Source organism: Streptococcus parasanguinis, assembly GCF_047465465.1.
In the GTDB taxonomy this organism is placed as follows: domain Bacteria; phylum Bacillota; class Bacilli; order Lactobacillales; family Streptococcaceae; genus Streptococcus; species Streptococcus parasanguinis_AI.
On record NZ_JASGZU010000001.1, the window covers coordinates 349,564 to 371,288 of the forward strand.

General features: G+C 35.4%; 28 protein-coding genes and 1 pseudogene. All 29 read left to right on the top strand.

The annotated features are described in order from the left end of the window. Positions 1–102: 102 nt before the first annotated feature. The 29 genes and pseudogenes from lsa(C) to QM351_RS01895 all read left to right on the top strand — a co-directional run bounded on the left by lsa(C) (position 103) and on the right by QM351_RS01895 (position 21,597). Positions 103–1,581, top strand: a complete 1,479-nt coding sequence (lsa(C), locus tag QM351_RS01755; RefSeq protein ID WP_414326292.1) for an ABC-F type ribosomal protection protein Lsa(C) — start codon at positions 103–105, stop codon at positions 1,579–1,581. 428 nt (positions 1,582–2,009) lie between these two features. After that, on the top strand, positions 2,010–3,008 hold the full coding sequence (locus QM351_RS01760) for a hypothetical protein (protein ID WP_414326294.1): 999 nt from the start codon (positions 2,010–2,012) through the stop codon (positions 3,006–3,008). Further along, positions 2,998–3,462: pseudogene (locus QM351_RS01765) on the top strand (hypothetical protein); the annotation flags it as partial. The gene QM351_RS01760 and the pseudogene QM351_RS01765, both read left to right, overlap by 11 nt. A 30-nt stretch (positions 3,463–3,492) precedes the next feature. Continuing rightward, positions 3,493–3,759: a hypothetical protein gene (locus QM351_RS01770; protein WP_414326708.1), complete on the top strand. Its 267-nt coding sequence runs from the start codon at positions 3,493–3,495 to the stop codon at positions 3,757–3,759. A gap of 24 nt (positions 3,760–3,783) precedes the next feature. After that, on the top strand, positions 3,784–4,029 hold the full coding sequence (locus tag QM351_RS01775) for a hypothetical protein (RefSeq protein ID WP_414326296.1): 246 nt from the start codon (positions 3,784–3,786) through the stop codon (positions 4,027–4,029). A gap of 319 nt (positions 4,030–4,348) precedes the next feature. Then, positions 4,349–4,693: a hypothetical protein gene (locus QM351_RS01780; protein ID WP_001127479.1), complete on the top strand. Its 345-nt coding sequence runs from the start codon at positions 4,349–4,351 to the stop codon at positions 4,691–4,693. A gap of 75 nt (positions 4,694–4,768) precedes the next feature. Then, a complete protein-coding gene (locus QM351_RS01785) occupies positions 4,769–6,052 on the top strand; it encodes a cellulose synthase (protein ID WP_414326298.1) in 1,284 nt (427 codons plus the stop codon). A gap of 53 nt (positions 6,053–6,105) precedes the next feature. Continuing rightward, entirely contained in the window at positions 6,106–6,504 is a 399-nt protein-coding gene (locus tag QM351_RS01790; protein ID WP_414326300.1) for a hypothetical protein, read from the top strand. Positions 6,505–6,542: 38 nt separating this feature from the next. Continuing rightward, positions 6,543–6,872: a hypothetical protein gene (locus QM351_RS01795; RefSeq protein ID WP_414326302.1), complete on the top strand. Its 330-nt coding sequence runs from the start codon at positions 6,543–6,545 to the stop codon at positions 6,870–6,872. A 27-nt stretch (positions 6,873–6,899) separates the two neighbouring features. Next, complete coding sequence (locus tag QM351_RS01800) at positions 6,900–7,517, top strand: DNA alkylation repair protein (RefSeq protein ID WP_368387418.1); 618 nt, start codon at positions 6,900–6,902, stop codon at positions 7,515–7,517. Between the two features lie 200 nt (positions 7,518–7,717). Continuing rightward, on the top strand, positions 7,718–8,494 hold the full coding sequence (locus QM351_RS01805) for an alpha/beta fold hydrolase (protein WP_414326305.1): 777 nt from the start codon (positions 7,718–7,720) through the stop codon (positions 8,492–8,494). A gap of 32 nt (positions 8,495–8,526) precedes the next feature. Beyond that, the gene (locus tag QM351_RS01810; RefSeq protein WP_003003604.1) at positions 8,527–9,264 is read left to right on the top strand and encodes a DUF4336 domain-containing protein; all 738 of its coding nucleotides are present in this window, start codon (positions 8,527–8,529) and stop codon (positions 9,262–9,264) included. Between the two features lie 259 nt (positions 9,265–9,523). Then, the gene (locus QM351_RS01815; RefSeq protein WP_049474732.1) at positions 9,524–9,817 is read left to right on the top strand and encodes a hypothetical protein; all 294 of its coding nucleotides are present in this window, start codon (positions 9,524–9,526) and stop codon (positions 9,815–9,817) included. Next, the gene (locus tag QM351_RS01820) at positions 9,810–10,148 is read left to right on the top strand and encodes a type II toxin-antitoxin system RelE/ParE family toxin (protein WP_023026905.1); all 339 of its coding nucleotides are present in this window, start codon (positions 9,810–9,812) and stop codon (positions 10,146–10,148) included. The genes QM351_RS01815 and QM351_RS01820 overlap by 8 nt, the downstream gene beginning before the upstream one ends. A 12-nt stretch (positions 10,149–10,160) precedes the next feature. Continuing rightward, a complete protein-coding gene (locus QM351_RS01825; RefSeq protein ID WP_023026904.1) occupies positions 10,161–10,598 on the top strand; it encodes a hypothetical protein in 438 nt (145 codons plus the stop codon). A 15-nt stretch (positions 10,599–10,613) separates the two neighbouring features. Beyond that, positions 10,614–11,057, top strand: coding sequence for a GNAT family N-acetyltransferase (locus QM351_RS01830; RefSeq protein ID WP_129299339.1), 444 nt, complete (start codon positions 10,614–10,616; stop codon positions 11,055–11,057). Positions 11,058–11,318: 261 nt separating this feature from the next. Then, positions 11,319–12,338, top strand: coding sequence for a DNA/RNA non-specific endonuclease (locus tag QM351_RS01835; RefSeq protein WP_414326308.1), 1,020 nt, complete (start codon positions 11,319–11,321; stop codon positions 12,336–12,338). 119 nt (positions 12,339–12,457) lie between these two features. Continuing rightward, positions 12,458–12,634 (top strand): hypothetical protein, encoded by a 177-nt coding sequence (locus QM351_RS01840; RefSeq protein WP_141760623.1) that lies wholly within the window; start codon positions 12,458–12,460, stop codon positions 12,632–12,634. Further along, positions 12,634–13,245: a Fic/DOC family protein gene (locus QM351_RS01845; protein ID WP_023023568.1), complete on the top strand. Its 612-nt coding sequence runs from the start codon at positions 12,634–12,636 to the stop codon at positions 13,243–13,245. Before QM351_RS01840 ends, QM351_RS01845 begins: the two co-directional genes overlap by 1 nt. Before the next feature lie 254 nt (positions 13,246–13,499). After that, positions 13,500–15,248: a glycoside hydrolase family 13 protein gene (locus QM351_RS01850; protein WP_414326310.1), complete on the top strand. Its 1,749-nt coding sequence runs from the start codon at positions 13,500–13,502 to the stop codon at positions 15,246–15,248. Positions 15,249–15,330: 82 nt separating this feature from the next. Further along, positions 15,331–15,870 carry an RDD family protein gene (locus tag QM351_RS01855; RefSeq protein WP_414326709.1) on the top strand — a complete coding sequence of 180 codons (540 nt, stop codon included), beginning with the start codon at positions 15,331–15,333 and terminating at the stop codon, positions 15,868–15,870. 391 nt (positions 15,871–16,261) lie between these two features. Next, positions 16,262–16,849, top strand: coding sequence for an Ltp family lipoprotein (locus tag QM351_RS01860; protein WP_049483180.1), 588 nt, complete (start codon positions 16,262–16,264; stop codon positions 16,847–16,849). Continuing rightward, positions 16,837–17,172, top strand: coding sequence for a hypothetical protein (locus QM351_RS01865; RefSeq protein WP_003006842.1), 336 nt, complete (start codon positions 16,837–16,839; stop codon positions 17,170–17,172). The genes QM351_RS01860 and QM351_RS01865 overlap by 13 nt, the downstream gene beginning before the upstream one ends. A 150-nt stretch (positions 17,173–17,322) precedes the next feature. Beyond that, on the top strand, positions 17,323–17,634 hold the full coding sequence (locus tag QM351_RS01870; RefSeq protein WP_049485929.1) for a hypothetical protein: 312 nt from the start codon (positions 17,323–17,325) through the stop codon (positions 17,632–17,634). A 148-nt stretch (positions 17,635–17,782) separates the two neighbouring features. Beyond that, a complete protein-coding gene (locus tag QM351_RS01875; RefSeq protein ID WP_414326313.1) occupies positions 17,783–18,559 on the top strand; it encodes an Ltp family lipoprotein in 777 nt (258 codons plus the stop codon). A gap of 200 nt (positions 18,560–18,759) precedes the next feature. Then, positions 18,760–19,647: a DUF4300 family protein gene (locus tag QM351_RS01880; protein WP_049483176.1), complete on the top strand. Its 888-nt coding sequence runs from the start codon at positions 18,760–18,762 to the stop codon at positions 19,645–19,647. Between the two features lie 3 nt (positions 19,648–19,650). After that, complete coding sequence (locus tag QM351_RS01885) at positions 19,651–20,067, top strand: hypothetical protein (RefSeq protein ID WP_049483174.1); 417 nt, start codon at positions 19,651–19,653, stop codon at positions 20,065–20,067. A gap of 22 nt (positions 20,068–20,089) precedes the next feature. Beyond that, complete coding sequence (locus tag QM351_RS01890; protein ID WP_414326316.1) at positions 20,090–20,845, top strand: lysostaphin resistance A-like protein; 756 nt, start codon at positions 20,090–20,092, stop codon at positions 20,843–20,845. Further along, the gene (locus tag QM351_RS01895) at positions 20,842–21,597 is read left to right on the top strand and encodes a CPBP family intramembrane glutamic endopeptidase (protein ID WP_414326318.1); all 756 of its coding nucleotides are present in this window, start codon (positions 20,842–20,844) and stop codon (positions 21,595–21,597) included. Before QM351_RS01890 ends, QM351_RS01895 begins: the two co-directional genes overlap by 4 nt. The last annotated feature ends 128 nt before the right edge of the window (positions 21,598–21,725 follow it).

A 21,725-nucleotide genomic window follows, 5' to 3' on the forward strand; every position in this document is an offset into this window, starting at 1 on the left:
CTTGTACGAGCTGAGGCATCAGCGAAGTAGAAACAGATGAGCTGCCCACACCAAAACTAAAGAAAAAGAAATAATCGAATTTGAATTTGAGGGGGTGTTTTTATGTCGGCCATTAAAATTGAAAACCTCACTTTCTCATATTATGGCTATGTAAAACCTGTATTTGAAAATGTATCCTTTTCATTTGATACGAACTGGAAAACAGGGCTAATAGGAAGAAATGGAATTGGTAAATCAACTCTTTTTAAGGTGCTTTTAAATCAAGAAACTTATCAAGGTAAAATAAGCAAGGATGTTGACTTTATTAAATTCCCACCCAATATAAGTGATACTTCAAAATTAGGGATTGAGTTATATAAAGAATTAATATCAGATGAGGAAGAATGGAAATTATTTAGAGAACTTAATTTGCTAAATGTAGATGAGAGTCTTGTCTACAGAAAGTTTGAAACGCTTTCTAAAGGAGAACAAACAAAAATTCTTTTAGCTATTTTGTTTACAAGAGAAGATGGTTTTTTGCTTATAGATGAACCAACAAATCATTTAGATATGGACGGAAGAAAAATTGTAAGCGAATATCTAAAAGGTAAAAAAGGTTTTTTGCTTATATCTCATGATAGAGATTTTTTGGATGGTTGTATCAATCATATTATTTCTATTAACAGGAATTCTATTGATGTTCAATCAGGAAATTTTACGTCGTGGTATGAAAACAAATTGATGAAAGACCAATTTGAGATTAGTCAAAATGAGAAATTAAGAAAAGATATTAAACGATTAAAAGAAGCTGCAAGACAAAGTCAAATTTGGTCTGATAAAGTTGAAAATACTAAAAACGGAGTGAAAGTATCAGGCGTAAAACCAGATAAGGGACATATAGGTCATCAGTCAGCCAAGATGATGAAAAAATCCAAGAATTTGGAGAATAGACAAAATAAGGCAATAGAAGAAAAACAAAATTTACTAAAAGATATTGAAACGAAGGAAAGTCTATTATTACATCCATTACATCATCACAAAAATCCTCTAATATCGGTTAGCAATTTATCATCATACTATGGAGAAAGACAGATATTAAGTAATGTAAGTTTTGATATAAAGCAAGGTGATATAGTGGCTATATATGGGGGGAATGGTAGCGGAAAATCAACTTTGATTAAAATTTTATTAGGTATAAATCATGAGTATTCAGGTGATGTAAAATTAGCAAGTAATTTAAAAGTATCATATATTCCTCAAGATACATCCAATTTAACAGGTAGCTTAAATGAGTATATTCATAAGCAAGGTGTGGATGAAACATTGTGCAAAACAATTCTTAGAAAATTAGATTTTGCAAGAGAATTATTTGAAATAGATTTAAAGAACTATAGCGATGGACAAAAAAAGAAAGTTTTAATTGCTGTAAGTTTGTCAAAGCCAGCTCATATATTTGTTTGGGACGAACCATTAAACTATATAGATGTAATATCAAGAATACAGATTGAGGAAGTTATAAAAGAAGCAAAACCTACACTCATATTTGTGGAACACGATAAGAGGTTTGTAGAAGATATAGCTAATAAAATCATACGATTATAAACTCAATAACAACTCCAAGGTTATCGGGGGCAATCCCTTTTAACGAAAGCCTTATGCTATCGTTAAAAAGTATGTGGATATGTTTCCACATACGAACGCAACTACCTGTCCAAGGGCTGAAGTTATTATCTCCTTTTTCGGTGGCAGTAATGGAACCTTTGTTCCGTATGGTCATGTGTCTTTTGTCAAGGAGGACTAGCCAAATGATTTATTTCTGGCATCGGAAATGAATGTCGATGGCAGACCGTTTTCTCAACCAGATAATGCCATGAATTTTACTTATACGACGAAACAGAGAGTCTTTACTTGAAATTTTCTAATATTTTGGTGACTTATAGTTTTTGTAAGTCACTTTTTATTATCAAAAAACTTGCATTTTATCATTTAAAATGATAAAATACATATAAAATGATAAAAAGGAGAAAGCAATGAATATTAAAAAGATAATTTCTATTTTTCAATCGTTTTATATTAATGTAAGTGTTGAAAAAATAGCTTTAACTTTACCAATCAGTTTTGAAAAAAGATATCAATATGCCAAAATGAAGTTTCATAAGGAGTCATTTTTATTGATTAAAGAAAAGAGAAGAGGAAGTTTAAACTCATTTGTTACTCAAGCTCGTACTATGGGTAGAAAAGCTAGCATGGATGTTATTTTGGTGTTTTCAAAGCTATCAGACAATGAAAAAAAACAACTCCTTCAAGCTAGAGTTCCTTTTGTAGACTTCAAGGGGAATCTCTTCTTCCCTCCATTGGGATTAGCATTGAATGCTAATGATGATGTTGAAGTATTTAAGGAATTAACACCTAGTGAACAATTAACTTGGATTGCCTTTTTATTGACAAAAGGTCAAAAAGTAGTAGATGTTGATTTGCTTTCACTGATAACTGGACTGCCAAACTCAACAATTTATAGGTGTTTGAGAACTTTTAAAACTTTAAATTGGTTGAACAAGCCAAATAAACTTTACACATATACTGCATCAAAAAAAGAATTATTCTTAAAATCTGAGTCATTTTTATTTAATCCCATCAAAAAACGGCTCTTGTTGTCAGATTTTGATCTAAAGAAGATACAATCTGATTCTAGGCTTTTATACGGTGGTACTTATGCTTTATCCTATTTGACTTTTTTAGCTGAATCAGATGAAAATAGTAGCTATGTCATATCACAGAGACAATTCAATAAATTATCCTTGCCACTTTCTCAGCATATTTTAGAAGGCAAGGTATTAGAGATATGGCGATATAGTCCTTTTGTATCTGAATTTTGGAACGATTTTAAGGAAACTCAAGATAGACAGTTTGTTGATCCTATTTCTCTTTATTTGACCTTAAAAGATGATGATGATCCACGTGTGGAGGAAGAGGTTGAAGCACTAAAAAATAATATATTACAGTATCTAGGAGAAGACAATGCCAGCTAATACGAAAGCTATTTTTCAAGAAATGTTTACGAATTTTCAAGACTATTACGTTTTGATTGGTGGAACTGCAACCTCTATTATACTGGATTCGCAAGGATTTAAAAGTCGTACAACAAAAGATTATGATATGGTAATCATTGATGAATTAAAAAATAAGGAATTTTATGATACCTTGAATCACTTTTTAGAATTGGGAGAATATAAAGGAGGTCAGAAGGATGAAAAGGCACAGCTATTTCGATTTACAACAAATAAACCTGAGTTTCCTTCTATGATTGAACTATTTAGTATTTTACCAGAATACCCATTAAAGAAGGAGGGGAGAGAAATCCCCTTACATTTTGATGAAGATGCTAGTTTGTCAGCCTTATTATTGGATAAGGATTATTATAATATATTAGTGCATGAAAAAGAATCTATTCAGGGATACTCGGTGTTGAGTAATCGTGGTTTAATTATTTTCAAGGCTAAAGCTTGGTTGGATATGAGAGAACGCTCTGCCACAGGTACTCAAGGTTTAAGTAAAGCTATTAAAAAACATTTGAACGATATTACTCGATTAACAGCTTTATTACTAGGGAGTGAAAAACTGTCAAATATAACCTCTAGTGAAACGGTGAAAGCAGATATGCACCGTTTTGTGATAGAACTTGAGTCTGTGATATCAACTATTCCTCAAAATGATGATATTTTATTGAATCGGAATGAGGTTTTTGAAATTTTAAAAGATTTTCTAGATAGTTTAAATTAATTGTAATCACATAGATATATCGAAATGGCCACACTCGGTTGTGTACCAGCTTCTGATAGATATTTTGTTTTTGGATTAAAATCACAAAAGGTTGTCATTGGAACCTATAACATTAAATCTATTTTAGAACTAATAAATTTTTATGAGAACAACATAGAACAATTAGATTCAGTCCCCCCAAAATTTATTGTTGCTGACATGCTATATCCTCAAATGAAAATTCTTGATATGGGATTTTGGCAGATTGGTTTTGATTTAGATAATAAATAACTATTTACGTCTAGTCTGGAGCCAACTAATGGATTTACTTTTAAATGGTGTGTTTCACCTTACAGAAAAAGAAAAGAACTATAGTAAAAAGTAATTTACCGAAAAATATTTTTGGGATTTCATAGAATACATCGTAATTATGAATTTGAAGAGATTGTTTTTGATTGACAATAAATTTTAATTGAATAGATAATTAGCTTTCAGAGTACTGTGTGCTACTTATTAATTTTATAGTTAAGGAAAGCAACTAGATAGCATCCTATCAAGATATTTTAAATAGATGATATTGCATTTGGAATTATAACAAAGGAGTACTAACATGCCGAAATATACCGACGAAGATATTAGAAAATTAAATAAAATCACATTAAAAATTGCTGGTGATTATTTAGGTATAAGTTCACAGGCAGTTGCTATAGGTCTTAGAAATAATCTTCTTCCAATTGGTTTTGCTATTCATAACGAAGAAAGAGATAGACGTTTCACTGAGAGTTGGTCATATCATATTATTGCTGAAAGAATGATTTCATACAATCATGGTAAACTATCCGAGATCCGTGTTGAAAATATTGAAACTAGTTTAGATAAAATTATAGAGGAATTTAACGGTTTAAAACAAGATCTACTTTTTATATTAAGCGAAAATGCAGAAGTGAAGAATTAGAAATTTTTGAATTTGCGTTTTCGCTTGGTAAATATAAAAACGGTGATGTAAAATATAAGGGTAAAGGTGTTTCAAATGAAGATGATAAAGACCTTTTCTAGAGAAGAACTCTATGAAGAAATCTGGGAGATAAGTGCGAAACAAGTTGCATTGAAATATGATTTAAGCTATTCAGACTTACTCAAGAAATGCAAAGAATTTGAAATCCCAATTCCAAAGGGTAGTTATTGGTATCGTAAGAATACTGGACAAGACTTAAGTGAACTTATCGTTCCATTACCACAAAATGACATAAATGAGGTTCATATTGATAGAAAAAGTCTAAAGAATAGTAGAATTAAAGCTGCTAAACATAAAGAAGATAGTACGGAACATAAAAACGGAGATACTGTTAAACTTGATACAACTAGTATAAGAAGTTCATTATCATTTTTAGAGGACGATAAAATAGAGCTTATTATCGAAGCCGTTTCAAACCTAAACCAGTCTCCAAATAAGAGATTACATAAATCTGTAGCTAATCTAAGAGATAAAATCGCAGAGTGGAATAAGAGGGAAAAAGCTGCTTCCTATCCTTACTTTGATTCTAGACACAGATATAATGATTTAAAAGAACCTAAATTTGTAAAAAATATTTCAGTAAATTCTCTTCCACGTTTATATCGCTTTTTAGATACACTAGTTACTGTAATTGAAAGAATCGGTGATAATGTAACTTCAAATTGGGATATTCAAATTGATAAGGATATTGTTCGTTTTGAAGTTATAGAATCAACAGACAAAGTAAGTCATGAATTAACGAAAGAAGAAGCTAAAGAGCTAGCAGAGTACAATGATAGCGTAAAGTTTAAGGGGTATGCTTATAAACCAAGAATAAAGAAGTATGACTATATAGCAAATGGAAAATTTCGATTTAAGATAATAGATGGCAAATACATTAAAGATACTAAAGAATTCACACTTGAACAATCAATCCCAGAAATAATCGTTTTAATTTACCAAGAGTATTATAAAGTTAAGAACTTACGACTTGAACGTGAAGAGAGAGCAAGACAATACGAAGAGGAGCAGGAGCGAAAAAGAAAATTACAAAATAGAATCGAAGAAGAGAAGAAGCGGACGATGTCTCTTCTGAATATGCTAGAAGATTTTCAAACAGCAAATGATTTAAGATTGATGGCTGATAAACTGGAGATAGCAGGGAAACTTAGTAAGGACGAAATTGATTGGATTAGATCCAAAGCTGACTGGATCGACCCAATAGTTTCTTCAACAGACGAATTATTAGGAATCAGAAATCATGAAAATTCTAGAGAACAAAAAGAACAATATCTAAGTGAGAAAAGGTACTACTGGTAACTTTATTTTTCTTATGTTTTATAAAGACAATTGTAAATAAAGGAGTTTTAATTATGACAACTAGTCTAGAAAATAATGAGTTTATAGATAAAACAAAAGTTGGTTTAGATTTAGATGAAGATGATCCAAGACTTGGAGTTAGAGGCTTTGAATTTGATAACTCAACATCTGAAAAAGATTGTGTTTTGGTTATTGGTCTAAATCCTGCAGGAGATAAAGATGATGCAAACAATGAGAAAACTAACAGGACATATCTATATAGTTTAAAAAAGTCTATTAAAAGTAAATATGTTTATAATAAATACTATAAACCTATATATGAACTAATCAATGATATCTTTGATAATGATGCTAAATGGCATTGGTGTAATAAATCATGGGATATTTTAAGTAAAGAATTAGAACATTCTGAGGACAAAGTTTTTTTAGATGAGATACATGTGAGTATTTAAATCACCAAAATAGTAAAGTAACAATCTATATTGGAGATATGTTCTACTATCATGAAACAAGTTCAAAAAAACTGCCACCAATAAAAGATGAATCTTACCAGAGATACTGTAGCGAAATGTTGGAGTGTCATATTAAGGCACTTTTAAAAGCTGGTAAAAATATTAAATTTGTATACATAAATAATTCACAAGTTTCTCAATGGTTGTGTGATAGTGATATAAATACAAATACAGTTTTCGGGGATAGGAAAATTCCTGTTTTCTTTGGAAGAATGCTTTCTGGTGGTATTGATTCGTTTTCAAGATTAAGATTAGTAAATGAGATCAAAGATTATTTAAATAAACTTGAATCAAAAATAGAAAAATAATTAAAATTCAGTGACAGGGCAAGTTACATGAAAGAATATATTTTAAATTTAGAAAAAGAATTCTCTTTAATAGAAAATGGATTTAAAGAAGAAGAGAAAAGAGCTCTTGCTGACTATCAAACAAATAATAATGAGTATACCAAAGAATTAGCATTTTTAGCTTTTAAATCCAATGTATATCAAGTTAGAATGTACAGTGTATTTCTCTTTGGCCATTTGTCATCGTATGAAGAAATTTTGATCTTCATGAGGGATGAGGTTTCAAAGGATGACAATTGGAGAGTTCAAGAAGTATTAGCAAAAGCATTTGATGAATTTTGTAAGCAAACAGGTTATGAAAAATCTATTCCGGTTATTGACGAATGGTTACAAAACAGTAATCCAAATGTTAGAAGAGCTGTTACAGAAGGTTTGAGAATATGGACGAGTAGACCATATTTCAAGGATAATCCGAGTGAAGCCGTCAGACGAATTGCAGCATTAAAAGAAGATTCCAGTGAATATGTTAGAAAATCAGTTGGCAATTCTTTGAGGGATATTAGCAAAAAATTTCCAGAGTTGATTAAAGAAGAACTTGATGGTTGGGATATTAATAGTAAAGAGATAGAACAAGTATACAAGTTAGCAAGTAAATTTATTAAGTGACAATTATCAACTATAAAGTTAAAAAATGGTAACTATAAATTATTTTCATTCTAATAGTATAATTTTAAACAACAATCAGTCACTTTCGTTCTAAAATATAGATGTTTGCTATAACGACATGTTGAGGCGGTATCACAGCTTGTTCAAACTGATTGAACAAGAATGTGCCTAGCGAAAATCCCACAGTAAGGAGATTAAACATGAAATTCCATGAATTTGGTGATAGGAATTTGCCTCCTATCTTACTGATACATGGCGGTGGCAGTTCTTGGTGGAATTATCTTCGTCAAGCACGGATTTTGTCAGAAGACTACCGTGTTATTCTACCCACTTTGAATGGCCATGGTGAAGAGTATCAACTCGATTATGTTTCTACTGAAGATTCTGCTTTGGAGATCCTAAACTATATCAAAGCAAACTATGGTGGAAAGTTGTTTGCGATCGGTGGCGTTTCACTGGGTGGTCAAATTGCCATGGAACTTTTGTCCTTAGACAGCGAGATAGCTGAGAAGGCCATCATAGATGGAAGCCTCTGTATTCCACAACCAAGGTTAGCTAAAATCAGCATCTTTCTAGTAGCTCTATTTGGTAAATTGATGTTCAGTAAATTCTCTTGCAAACTTCAATTAAGCATGATGGACAAACTCTATCCTAAACTGGCTTATCCAGAGGAAATAAAAGCATATTATTTAGAGGATCTGCCAAGGACACCTATCAAAACATTGGTGACCATTTACAAGACCTATATGGGGCGATACAAGCTGAAGGACACAATTTCTGCTAGTAAGGCTCAGGTTCTGTATATCTATGGTGAAAAAGAGTTGAACGGTGTGAAAGCATCGGCGAAATTATTTCAGCAGCTACATCCAAATACGATCCTGTATGAAGCAAAGGGGTATAATCATGGCTATTTATCAGCTTACCTGCCTCAAGAATGGATTGATTTGGTGGTACCATTTTTGGAGAATAACGATTGATTATACTTTATTAATTTAGAAAGCAGAGTTTCATGGAAGTCAAAAAATATAGTCCGCTCAATTCATTAAAAAAGATAGCAGATAACCTCTGGATTGTAGATGGGGAAGAAGTACTGATGAATTTCAAACTCTTCAAAGTGCCTTTTTCAACTAGAATGACAGTTATCCGTCTGCAGAATGGTGGTCTTTGGGTGCATTCGCCGATTAAGCCTAGTGATAATTTACTTTTTGAAATCAAGCAATTAGGTGAGGTAAAACACCTTATTGCACCCAATGTCTTACATTATAGTTATATAAATGAGTGGCACGAACTATTTCCGGAAGCAGAAGTATGGCTAGCTAGTGGTGTTCAAAAGCGTGCCAGAAAATCGGGAATGAATTTATATTATGGTCATGAACTAGAGAAAGCCAATTGGAACGAGGAAATTTGTTTTACAACATTTGAGGGAAGTTTTTACGTGAAAGAGGTTGTTTTTTTCCATACTGAAAGTTCAACTCTAATTTTAACGGATCTTATTGAAAACATAGAAACAGAAAATTTATCGATTTTTGAAAAGCTACTGTTAAAAATAGGTGATAATCACTATCCAAATGGTAAAACACCAAGAGATTTAAGAATGACCTTTTTATTTGGTAAAAAACAAGCATTGAAGAGTTATCATAAAATAAAGAAATGGGAACCTAAGAATATTATTATTTCTCATGGACCGTGTATCATTGGACAAACAAAAGAGATGTTAAACCAAGCGTTCTTTTGGCTAGAGAAATAGGAATTTACTATAAAGAAATTAATAAAATATATCTAATATAATTGACTAAAATTACTTGGAGTTGTTAAATTAAGATGTGGAATCTACTTAAATTGTTGATTCTAAGAGGTATCAGTTGACACGAGAGAAAGAATATAGATTAACTAACGGTATCTCTTAATTAGATTTAGTGAAAGAAGAATCCATTTTTCACTTGAATCCCTTCTCTTTCGTATGGTAGAATGTATATACAAATTGTATGTACAAAGGAGAGGTAGAAATGGCAAACACGAAAGCAGTGAATTTTCGAGCAGATGAGATGTTTTACCAGAAAACAAAAGAGGTACTTGCTGATGAAAAAATTTCTGTGTCAGATGTCCTAAATGCAGCACTTCGAAAAATTGCTAACGGGACTGTGGATCCAAGAGAATTTGTTTCAAGTGATTTGCAGAACACGCAGTATCAAGTGGCCTTTGAGGATTTGAAGAAGGAGATTTTAGTTGGGCACCAGGAAATTGCTCAAGGGAAAGTCACTTCTGTAGCCGATGTGAGAAAGGAATTTGGTCTTGACTAAGTTGAAACGCTATCAGGTCTTTCTTGCAGATCAGGCTAAGCAGGACTTGCGTGGCATTCACGACTATATTCTTGTGAATTTTTATAGCCAGCAAGCTGCAGATGGCAAAGTTGATTTGCTATTAAGTGCTCTTGAGACCCTAGAACTGTTTCCAGAAGCCTGTCCTCTGGTATCAAGCCGGGGCTATGGTGAGATGACGAATGATGTGAAACCCTATCGTTATATGCCAATAGAGAACTATCTCGCATTTTATTATATTGAGAAGCATACAGTGTATGTTGCTCGTATACTCAGTGCAAAGCAGGATTGGGTCAAGATTTTTTATAAGTAGGATGAGGACCCCATGTTAAAATCGAATAAGCTGATTATTTTTTTAGTTTCCCTACCTTTTCTGATGGTCATTATTTTCTATTCTCTTAGTGAGCATCCTGGATATAGTGATGATGGGAATTTTGTCAGAAATCATGAGGCTGCTATTAAGAGTGAAATCATCGCACACTTAGCTCAGGAAAGGCAAGACATAAAATCTGTGACGCTCTTACCAAATACTGCTAGAGGAGAGTATGATAATGGTGGTGATGTGAGCGGACATTACCATATCTATTTTACAGCCTACGTCAACAATAACCGCGAGCGAACGATAAGCGTAGAACTATTCTTCCCAGATGCCAGCATTCCCCCATTTACCTTGTTTCCTCCCAACCCTTATAAAGACAAAGGCAAAAAGATGTCCAATTGGTTGATTGGGAATATTGAAGTATCGGAAGAAAGCTCTAAATAGAAATAAGAACAATTCATGATGAATAGAATAGTAGACGATCAGATCACTCTTATTCCTTATTATAGGAATGATGAGATCTCCCTTCTTTGGTATCAAGATAGTGAGGTTTGCAAACAGGTGGATAATACTGATCAGATTTACGATGTAACAAAACTTCATAAAATGTATGATTACCTATCTTCACATGGTTCTTGCTATTATATCCAATATGAGGGAGTGTTAGTTGGAGATGTGACACTTCAAGATAATTCAGAGCTTTCTATAGTGATCAGCAAAGAGTATCAGAATTTACAGATCGGAAGACGGTGTATTTCTGAAATGATACAGTTGGCCAAAGAGAAAAAAATGGTTAAGGTAACTGCTCAAATTTATCATTTTAATACTCAAAGTCAAAGAATGTTTTTGGCTTTGGGATTTCAGAAAGTAGACGAAGAGTGGTATGAATATAAGTTGATTTAGGATTGCTGTAGATCATTTTATATATTTAAATACTGGTCCGTATTTTGTATATCAAAGAACATCAAATTGAAAATTAACTCATTAAAAACATATAATTGAAAGATGAAGCTGGTATAAATGTAGACTTGCTGTAAAAACTTGGTATAGGGGATCCATCGTTATATTTGGTAAAACTAAAAATCGAAATCTAAACAGATCTTCTATGTTTGTAACCGCTTTTTTCTGCTATAATAATACTAGATAGTAATACGGGAGTTTATTATGGTTACAAAACGATTTTTGAAAAATGTCATCGTTGGGATAGTCGCGGTTTTCATGACCTTAACTTTTGTTCATGGGGTTCAAGCTCAGCAAACTGGACTCGATTACCAGAGTCTTCATCTACTGCCTTTTAATGGCAATAAGCAGCTAGTACTGGGGGATTTTGATCATTTGGGTCGTGCAACCTCCGCTCATATTCAGCTGCAGGACAAGGATGAGCCAAAGAAAAAAAGAGAACCACGTCTCAGCTATAATCCGGTTGGCTGGCACAATTATAAGATTGCTTATGGAAATAAAGGAAAGAAGGCCTGGTTGTTCCATAGAGGGCATTTGATCGGCTATCAGTTTAGCGGTCTGACCAATGAAGGGAAAAATCTGGTTCCTCTAACTGCCTGGACCAATACGGGGAATTATAAAGGGACAGCAGATAGCAATGTGGAGGGCATGCTCTACTACGAGAAACGACTCGATAGCTGGCTATCCACCCACCCCAATTATTGGCTGGACTACAAGGTGACTCCGGTCTATACGGGGGATGAATTAATTCCTCGGCAGGTGACCTTGCAATATGTAGGAATTGATCGAGATGGCAACCTTCTACCAATCAATTTAAGTAGTCCCAAAGAGTCAGTAGATGCTTATGGGATCACCACCGTTACCTTGGACAACTACTCTAAGAATGCGACCATTGACTATCTCAAGGGGACTGCCAAGCCATCTTTAGTGCCGACAGAACCAAGTAGTCAACCTCAACCTGCTAGTCCTTCTGTAGAGACGCAACCAAGTCAAGCCCCTCAACCGAGTCAAGCAGTAGAGCCAGTTCAGCCAGTCCAACCTGTCGAGCCTGCAGCACCAATTCCTCAACTAGCTCCAGTTGTTTATGTGGCCAGAAATGGGAGTGCGGATGTTTATTGGTATTCTAAAGATAGCATGCCACGAAATACCAACTTTGCGAAAGTAGTTGAAATGTCAGAAGAGCAAGCGCTAAGTCTTGGAAAGCGGCATACAAGTAAGGAATGAGTATAAGTTATTATGATAATGAGAAAGCCCAATCGCTGGGCTCTTTGTGTAGGGTAAGTACTAAATAGGAGAACTAAAATGATTGAAAATATGCTATAATAATAGGACGGAGGTAGAATATGACCTTAGATATAGATAAAGAAAAAATGATGATTATGGGTGTGATTTTTGACAACAAAAAGGTTTTTAAGAGCGTCTGGTTTGCTCTGAGCACCAATATGATTGAAGGATGGCATCCCACGGTAGAAGACGTGGAGCGACTGAGAGAAGAGGCAGTTGCATTAGGAGTTGGATAATGGTCAGAAAAATATATGATGGGTATGATTATATAGACCCTGATAATTTATACACCTATCCCCATTCATCTGTTCTCATAAATAAATTTAATGAGAAAAATGATAATAAAGCACGAGAATTAGAATATCGTTTAGTAGCAAGCCAAAGTTTAAAACTGTTTATTAATCCAATTGAAGTAAATACTGTTTCAGATATTTTAAAGATTCATAAGTTTCTTTTTGAAGGAATGTATACTTGGGCAGGTCAATACCGTCAAGTAAATATCTCTAAAAGTGGAAATGCTTTTATGCCAGTTCAGTCTTTTGATATGGCAGAAAAATTTTTAAATACCTTGCTTTCAAACTATTTACTTAACGCAAATAATAAAATTGAGATTTGTAAAAGTTTAGCTGAGATATTAGATAATCTAAATTATTTTCACCCATTTCGAGAAGGAAATGGTCGTACTCAACGAGAAGTTATCCGTTCTTTAGCTTTGATGAAAGGGTATGAATGTGAAATTTCAATTGGTTTAGATGATGATATCTATCACTTATATATGGATGGAACAGTTTATGGAGATACTAGTAAGCTCGAACAACTGTTCAATAAACTATTAACAGAAATATAGATCTGTAGTATATTTTAGTAGGAAACAGTATAAAGTGATGCTTATAAGGTAAAGTCATTGCTTCAACAAAAATCTTTAAGCCCAATTGCTGGGCTTTTTGTATTGCATTACAATCTTAAAAAGTGAGTAGTCTAAAATTATCTCACAAGATCTTGCAAACCTTTTTCTAAAGTTGTATACTAGAATGAGTTTTGTGTAATCGTTTGCATAAATTGGTAAATGATGAAAAGAGAGTATAGTAGGAGACGAGACAGATGGAATTAACAGCGATTTATCACAGGCCTGAATCGGAGTACGCCTATCTTTATAAGGACGGCCAGCTTCACATTCGCATCCGGACCAAGAAAGAAGATATCAAACGAATTGTCTTGCACTATGGGGATCCCTTTATTTTTATAGAGGATCTTTATGAGGCAACTAAGGAAATGGACAAGGTGACGACAGACGACCTCTTTGATTATTGGCAAGTGTCGGTATCTGTCCGCCATGCCCGGATCCAGTACCTCTTTGAATTAGAGGACACAGCGGGAGAGAAGGTCTTGTACGGAGATCGGGGTGTGGCAGCCTACAACAAGGAGAACCTGGACTTCGTCATGAACGGTTTTAAGCTTCCCTTTATCCATGAGATTGATGGGTGTGCTGTTCCAGATTGGGTGGCTCAGACGGTTTGGTATCAGATTTTTCCTGAGCGCTTTGCCAATGGGAATCCAGCCATTTCGCCAGAAGGTGTTCGTCCTTGGGATGCCTCTATTGCTCCTCAAGTATTGGATTTCTTTGGTGGTGATTTGCAAGGGATCATCGATCACTTGGACTATTTGCAGGATCTAGGGATTACAGGGCTCTATCTTTGCCCGATTTTTGAATCGCCGAGCAATCACAAGTACGATACCATTGATTATTTTGAAATTGATCGACATTTTGGAGATAAGGAGACCTTCCGCCAGCTAGTGAAAGAGGCCCATGCGCGTGGGATGAAGATCATGCTGGATGCCGTCTTCAACCATATTGGCTATGATTCACCCCAATGGCAGGATGTGGTCATATACGGGGAGGATTCGATTTACAAGGACTGGTTCCATATCAAAGAGTTCCCTGTCTCCTCAGAAAATCTGTGGAATAGTCGCAACTTATCTTACCATGCTTTTGCCTTTGCGGGCTTTATGCCTAAGCTCAATACGGCTAATCCTGAGGTGAAGGCCTATCTCTTGAAGGTGGCGACTTACTGGATTGAAGAGTTTGATATTGATGCTTGGCGACTGGATGTGGCCAATGAGATCGACCATCAATTCTGGCGGGATTTCCGTAAAGCGGTCTTGGCCAAGAAACCAAACCTCTATATCCTTGGAGAAATCTGGCATTCGTCCCAACCTTGGCTTAATGGTGATGAGTTCCATGCCGTGATGAATTACCCCCTCTCTGAGAGTATCAAGGATTATTTCCTACGGGGGCATAAGGAGACCCAGCGCTTCATTTGGGAGATCAATAGCCAGTCCATGTACTACAGGCAGCAGATCTCTGAGGTTATGTTCAACCTCTTGGACTCGCATGATACAGAGCGAATCTTGACGACTGCCAAAGGCAAACTTCAGTCCGTCAAGTCTGCCCTCGCCTTCCTCTATCTGCAACGGGGAACGCCATGTATCTATTATGGAACGGAGCTAGCTCTCATCGGTGGCCCAGACCCGGATTGCCGCCGTGTCATGCCCTGGGAGCGCGTGTCAGCAGACAATGACATGCTGAACTTTATGAAGGACTTGATCCAGCTCAGAAAAGAAGTAGCAGGCATGATTCAGTATGGTAAAGTGAGTCTGGAAGAAGTAGAGCTAGATATACTGGCAGTAGAATGGCGGTATGAAGGACAGCTCCTCAAAGCATATTTTAACCACTCCAAGAAAGACGTTGTCTTAGAAAGAGAACAAGCAGATCTGATCAGCCTTGGGAGCATCTCTGATGATCAATTGGTTATCCAACCAAATGGATTTGTTATTTATAGAGAAGATTAATAAGAAAGAAGACTGGAATTTAGGTATTTCAGTCTTTTTTTATAAATGGTTTCTTTATTCGTACCCTTATATTATAATGGAGATGAGAAAGGAGGAGCCGGCGATGAAGATGTTAGCAATCAATCCTATTTCGGTTAAAAAAAGAATGATAGAATTTCTATTTGATTATCTTTTCATTCTAACTTATTTAGTTTTTCTGTTTATAGGTTCGATGCTTATTTACATCATTTTTTTTAATGGTGTCCCAGAGTTTACAGAAATTCAGTCACAGTGGCTTGTATTTTTAACATCTATTTTGCCAATCACCCTCCTGTTTACATATTTGGATTATGCAAAAAATGGGAGCTTGGGGAAGGGAAAAGCGGGACTTGAGCTGGTCTACCAGAAAAAAACAGTGCAAGCTAGCTTAATCAGAAACACCATTAAATTTTTACCTTGGCAAATTGGTCATATGGGCACGATTCATGGTTTCTATAGTAATTTTGACGGATTATCCATTAGCCTCTCGTTTTCAGCAACTCTACTCGCAGTTTTGCTACTGGTAATGACGCTGTTTAGGAAAGATAAGAGGCATATAGGTGACCTGCTAGCCCATACGCAAGTGCAACTAAAAGGTGACTAGGATGAAATGTTAGGCTGTCGATAAGAAAAAATGGAAACATAGCTAGGAAATAGGGCTATGAATGAGACTCTAGAATTCACAAATCTTTGTATGGTAAGAGACGGCGATAGAGTTCTTGTTATGGATCGTGAGAAAGAGTCTAGGCAAGGAATGACATTGCCTGGTGGTCCTGTCACAAATGTTGAGTCTTTTATGGAACCAACTCATTTTTTAACATCATTAAGAATGAGTTGCTATATTTAAACAGGGATTAATAAAACCGTTATTGAAGGATTCTATAGGAATTGTTTTGAGTGACTGGAGAAGTTAATTCTCCTAGTGTTGAGTGACAATATTGTTTTATTAAGCACAAAATAACAAATTAGACTAAAAACAAGTAAAGGTATTCATTATGAAAAAATTTTTGATATTTATTTTTACAATGTTTGGATTGATGTTAGGAATGTTAGCTATGATATATAATGAATATATTCGAGCTTATGAAGCGGCTCATCATAGATCAAGCTTTCCAGAACCGAAAGAAAATTTACTAGTACCAGTAAGTACAAGGGCATATGCAAAAGCTAAATCTTGGTCAGAGAAATCTCCTTTATCGAAGCAACAAATTAAAAATTATCTTACTAAGTATGGCAGGTATTCAGAGTATACTTCCCAGTCCGCTGTCAATAAGCTTAATATAGACTGGAAAGAGCAGGCTGTTTTAAGAGCAAAATCATATCAAAAGTTTCATTATTCAAAAGAAAAGTTAGTTGGGCAACTTGTAGATGTTGATCTATTTACTCCAGAAGAGGCTGACTATGCTATAGAAAAAGTTCATTTCGATTGGAAAGAGGAAGCTGTGAAAGAAGCGGAATCTTCTGCAAACGGTGGCAATATTTCGAAAGAAAGGTTATTAGAAATACTTGTTGAAAATAGAAAATTTACTCAAGAGGAAGCGGAGTACGCAATAGAACATGCTCAAGTAGATTGGTTAAATTAAACAATAATTTTACTATTGATTTGAAGAACTTAAAAGAGGCTGATGAATCTAAAATAGCTACGATAGAAAGTAATGAAAAGTGGCATAATGAAAATAAGGACACAATTTCTATTTATGATCGCTATTTGAACAGTGATGATTACAAAACAAGTCCAATGAAAAATATTCAAGATCAACTGAAAACATTTTTGATGGACCATCACTACTATGAGGTCGCTATTCCGCTGATTAGACAATTTAGTAAGAGTTACGATCATTATTATAAAAAACTAACTGAGGCAAGTGACTATTATTTAAAGCAAAAGGGTGATGCTCCACAGTAAATCGGAAATTAATATCCTTCATAAGATTTTACGATTAAGAGATAGAGTGAGGGATGACTTGCCCTTGCTCTATTTTTCGGTTCCTTTAGTTGTAGTTTTCACTACATAGGTGTATAATGTGTCCTTAGATAAACAAATGAGGAATTTACTATGGAATTAAAAGATTTTACAGAAAAAGAACAAGAACAAATCAACCAAGGTTTGAGTACAGCTGAGATTACTGATAAAGAAGCGGCGAAGAAGTTGCTCGCTTTAGTCCCGCAAGAATGGATCAAACGTATTCCATTCTTTGTCAGAGGGCATGCGACGACCAAGACAGTTGAGCGTGTAGCCAAGCAATCCCCTGAACTCTATGCCGTGGCTAAACGTCAAGGGGACCTTCCTGAAAAAGAAGGAGAAGAGCTCCGCAAGATTATGACAGCCATCTTTGAAGAAAAGATGAACAAACACAAGATTAAATAATCCTTTATTATTTTTTATCTCACATTGAACGAGTGATTGCAGTTGAAATGCAGTCACTTTTTTATTTACTAGCATAGAGACTTTTACACTAGTAAATAAAAATGAACAATATTTCATGGTATAATACTAATGAATGTAGTTCAAGAGGATGAAAGATTCCATTGGAAAAAAACAAGTAAAGGTAGTCATGATGAAAAAATTTTTGATATTTATTTTTACAATTTTTGGATTATTTGCAGGAATGCTAGCTCTGATGGCAATTGAGTATCAAATAAGTTATAATAAATGGATAAATTCACGTTCAGGATCACAGTTGACTAATCCTGTACAAAAATACTCTTCTTCAAGTGATGGAAATAAGGATGATTTAGAATCATCAAAACAAGAATACGCTTCTTCAAGTGATAGAAAAAATAAGGATGATTTAGAATCATTAATGAATATGTTTATGAAAAGACTATTTCCTCCAACTTTACTAGATCCAGATTATACATATGCATATGAAGAAGCTAAATCTTGGTCAAAAAAGCATTTATCGAAGGAGCAAATTAAAATTTATCTTACTAAGTATGGCAGCAGCTATTCAGAGGATGCTACTCAGTACGCTTTAAATAAGCTTAATGTAGACTGGAAAGAGCAAGCACTTTTAAGAGCAAAATCATATCAAGAGTTTCATTATTCGAAAAATAAATTGGTTGAGCAACTTATAAATATTGACAAATTTACTCAAGAAGAGGCTGATTATGCCATAGAACATGTTCATTTCGATTGGAAGGAGAACGCTGTGAAAGAAGCAGAATCTTCTTCAAACGGTGGCAACATTTCGAAAGAAAGGCTATTAAAAATACTTGTTGAAAATAGAAAATTTACTCAAGAAGAAGCTGAGTATGCAATAGAACATGCAAAAATAGATTGGTTGAATTAAACAATAGTTTTAATTTTGATTTTTATAACATATTGAAGAGCTGGACAATTTGCCAGCTCTTTTTGCTGTTTATTAACTTTTCTCATTTCGTAAAAAATAGTTGGAGCAAAGCCAGTTTTAAACTATAATATAGGAGAAGGATTATCAATATGAAAAATTTATGGTACAAATATTTTAATCAATAGAGAAGGAACCAATCTATGAAACCATCTAAAAAAATCATGCTCCTTACTAGCTGTGCTTTGGCGATCTTTGCTTTAGTAGCTTGTGGGACCAACCAAAAGCAATCCAAGGAAAAGAAGGAAACTTCCACTGTGCAGAAATCTAGTTCAGACAAGGAGCACTACAAGGGAACATACAGCAACCTCAATAGCAAGGCTAGTGTCGAAGAAGTGCGCACTCTCTTGTCTGCTTATTTGGATCAGGAGAGTGTAGACAAGTTTCTTGGTCTAGTAACGGACTATGATAGCATTGTCGGCTCGGTCGGTTTGACGGGTGACTTCAGCAAGTTCAAGAAAACAGACTACAATGTCGAGAAGATCAGTGACTTATGGACCAAGCAGAAGGGCGATTTTGTCGGGACCAACTGCCGGATCAATAGTTATACCTTGCTGAAGAATCGCATCGAGATTCCTAAGATGAAAGCGGATAGTGAACTCTTGTTCGTGGATAATGATGCCATTGACAAAGGGAAGATCTTCGATGAGGCAGACAAGGAAGTTTTTAACATTCTGTATTCACGGGTTCCGACAGAGGCGACAACGGATGTCAAAGTCCATGCCAAGAAGATGGAAGAGTATTTTTCAAACTTCAAGTTCAATGAAAATGCACGCATGCTTTCCGTTATCGTTCATGATAACCTAGACGGAAATACCCTTTTTGTCGGCCACGTCGGTGTCTTGGTTCCTGCAAAGGACGGCTATCTCTTTGTTGAAAAGCTAACCTTTGAAGAGCCTTACCAAGCCATCAAATTTGCGACCAAGGAAGATGTTTACAAATACTTGGAGACCAAATACCAGGACTACACAGGCGAAGGTCTAGCTAAGCCCTTTATCATGGACAATGAAAAATGGGTAGAGATGAAGTAGAAGATGAAAGACAGCGTGTTAGAGTTTAGAAAGATGATGGAGTATGCTCCAATTCTATATGTGCTAGTTTTCTTGCTCTTTTTCACTCTTCTCCTTATCTTGAGAAGAAGGGCAATCGCGAGACGTAGTGGTGGTCCCTTCTTTGCGCCCTTCCATATTAACCGTGAAATCTTCTATATCCATGTTGCTCTGTGTTTCAGTCGTCGCAGGATCCCACTGAAAGAGATCAAGCAAATCACCTATGCAATTTTTCGTGGACGATCTGGTGGTGGGGCTCGCTATGCTTTTTATATCGAGCTTAGAAATGGAAAGACTATTCCCTTCTTTTTTGGAAAAAGCAAGCGGAATGAAGAGCTAGTGGAGAAGCTCAAACGAAATGCAGGTAGGTATGGGTTTAAGGTAGATAGCACTGGTAATTAATTGAAAGAAAAAGGAATCGCGAATGAATAGAAAGCAAGCCCTATCTATGTATTTGTTAGGGACCTTTGGTCAAGTATTAGGAGTCAGCCTTCTGGTTTGTTTTTTAAGAGCAGGAGGAGTCAAGGTTGATTTTACATCATCATTGGGGATCATCGCTGTTGCTTTAGCTGGCTTATCATCTGCTTTTTGGGGGAGTCTTGCTAGTATTGGCTACCATCAATCTAGTTTCAAACAAGTTCTCAAAGATTTTTTTCAAGTCAAAGACAGGTTAGCTAATTATTGTTTAGTGCTCGTTTTCTTGCTGCTCGACTTTTTCCCCTTTATCTTTGGTGGTAAGATAACCACTCAATCGTTGGTCTTGCCAGTAGTACTCTTTTTTAAGGCTCTTCTTTTTGGTGGAGTTGAAGAAATTGGCTGGCGTTATTTCTTTCAGCCAACTTTGGAGGAAAAAATACCGTATCTTTCAGCTACTTTAATCACCTTTTTAGCCTGGTCTAGTTGGCATCTGTTATACTTCTACATTGATGGTTCTTTAGGTGTCATTCAGTTGCTTCCGTTTCTAGTAGGTTTGCTAATTAACTGCTTTATCTTATCGGCCTTGTATCATAAAACGCAAAATTTATGGCTCAGTGTCATGACCCATGCCTGTATCAATTCCTTGTCTCAGATTCTAGTGAATGAAGAGGTATGGCTATCTATCGTCAGTAAAATTCTTATTATTAGTTTAGCAATCTGGATTGCAAGAAAGAAGTATGTAACTGTAAAGGAAGAAAAATGAGCAAATTTATTTCAAAACAATCAGTCGCTATCTGGTATGGATTGACTGCCCTCCTAGCTACCTTTCTAGTCGGGCAAGTGATCCTTTGGTGTTTTCCAGATGGGAGGAGTATGGGGGCCTCGCTACTGTTTATCCTAATGAACTTGATTCCCATGATTGTGGCGGCTGTTTTTTCTCTGGTGTTGAGTGAAGTCAACTCCTTGGGTGAATTTTTCAAAAAGGTCTTTCTTCAAAAAGAAAGTCCCCTATCCTGGATCCTAGCATTCTTCATCCCCGTCATTTATTATGGGATTTCCATCCTGCTCATGAATGTTCGCTTTACTGGGAACTCCCTCTTGGCCTTCTTCCTTTATTTCCCCTGGACATTATTATATGGCGGTCTAGAAGAAGTCGGTTGGCGTTGGTTTTTACAAGAGCATCTTTCCTTTAGCAAGCACTTTATATCTAAAATGATGGTTCTTTCCTTTGTCTGGTTTCTCTGGCATATTCCCATCTATCAACTCCCTTGGATTACAGCAGGTTCGTCTAACTATCTCATCTTTTACTTGATGATTTTAGGGAATACCTTCCTATTTGGAGCGCTCAAGGAGTACTCGAAAGGTGCTGTTCCTTGTATCCTCGCTCACATGCTGATCGATAGTCTGGCTGTCCTTATGCTGGTTCAGAGTTCTCTTCCTCAGATTATCCTTCTGGTTATGTTCGAAATCCTAGTATCCTCTTGGCTAGTAGCAATACGAAAATCGGAAAAATAAAGTTTAACCTCTTTCTGTGAGAGTCTGTCATCTTCACCCTTTAGGACTTCAATGTAGAGTCCATAAAATGGTATAATCAGTTTAACGAAGAAACTAGAGGTAGGACCATAGTTTTAACACAGTCTGAT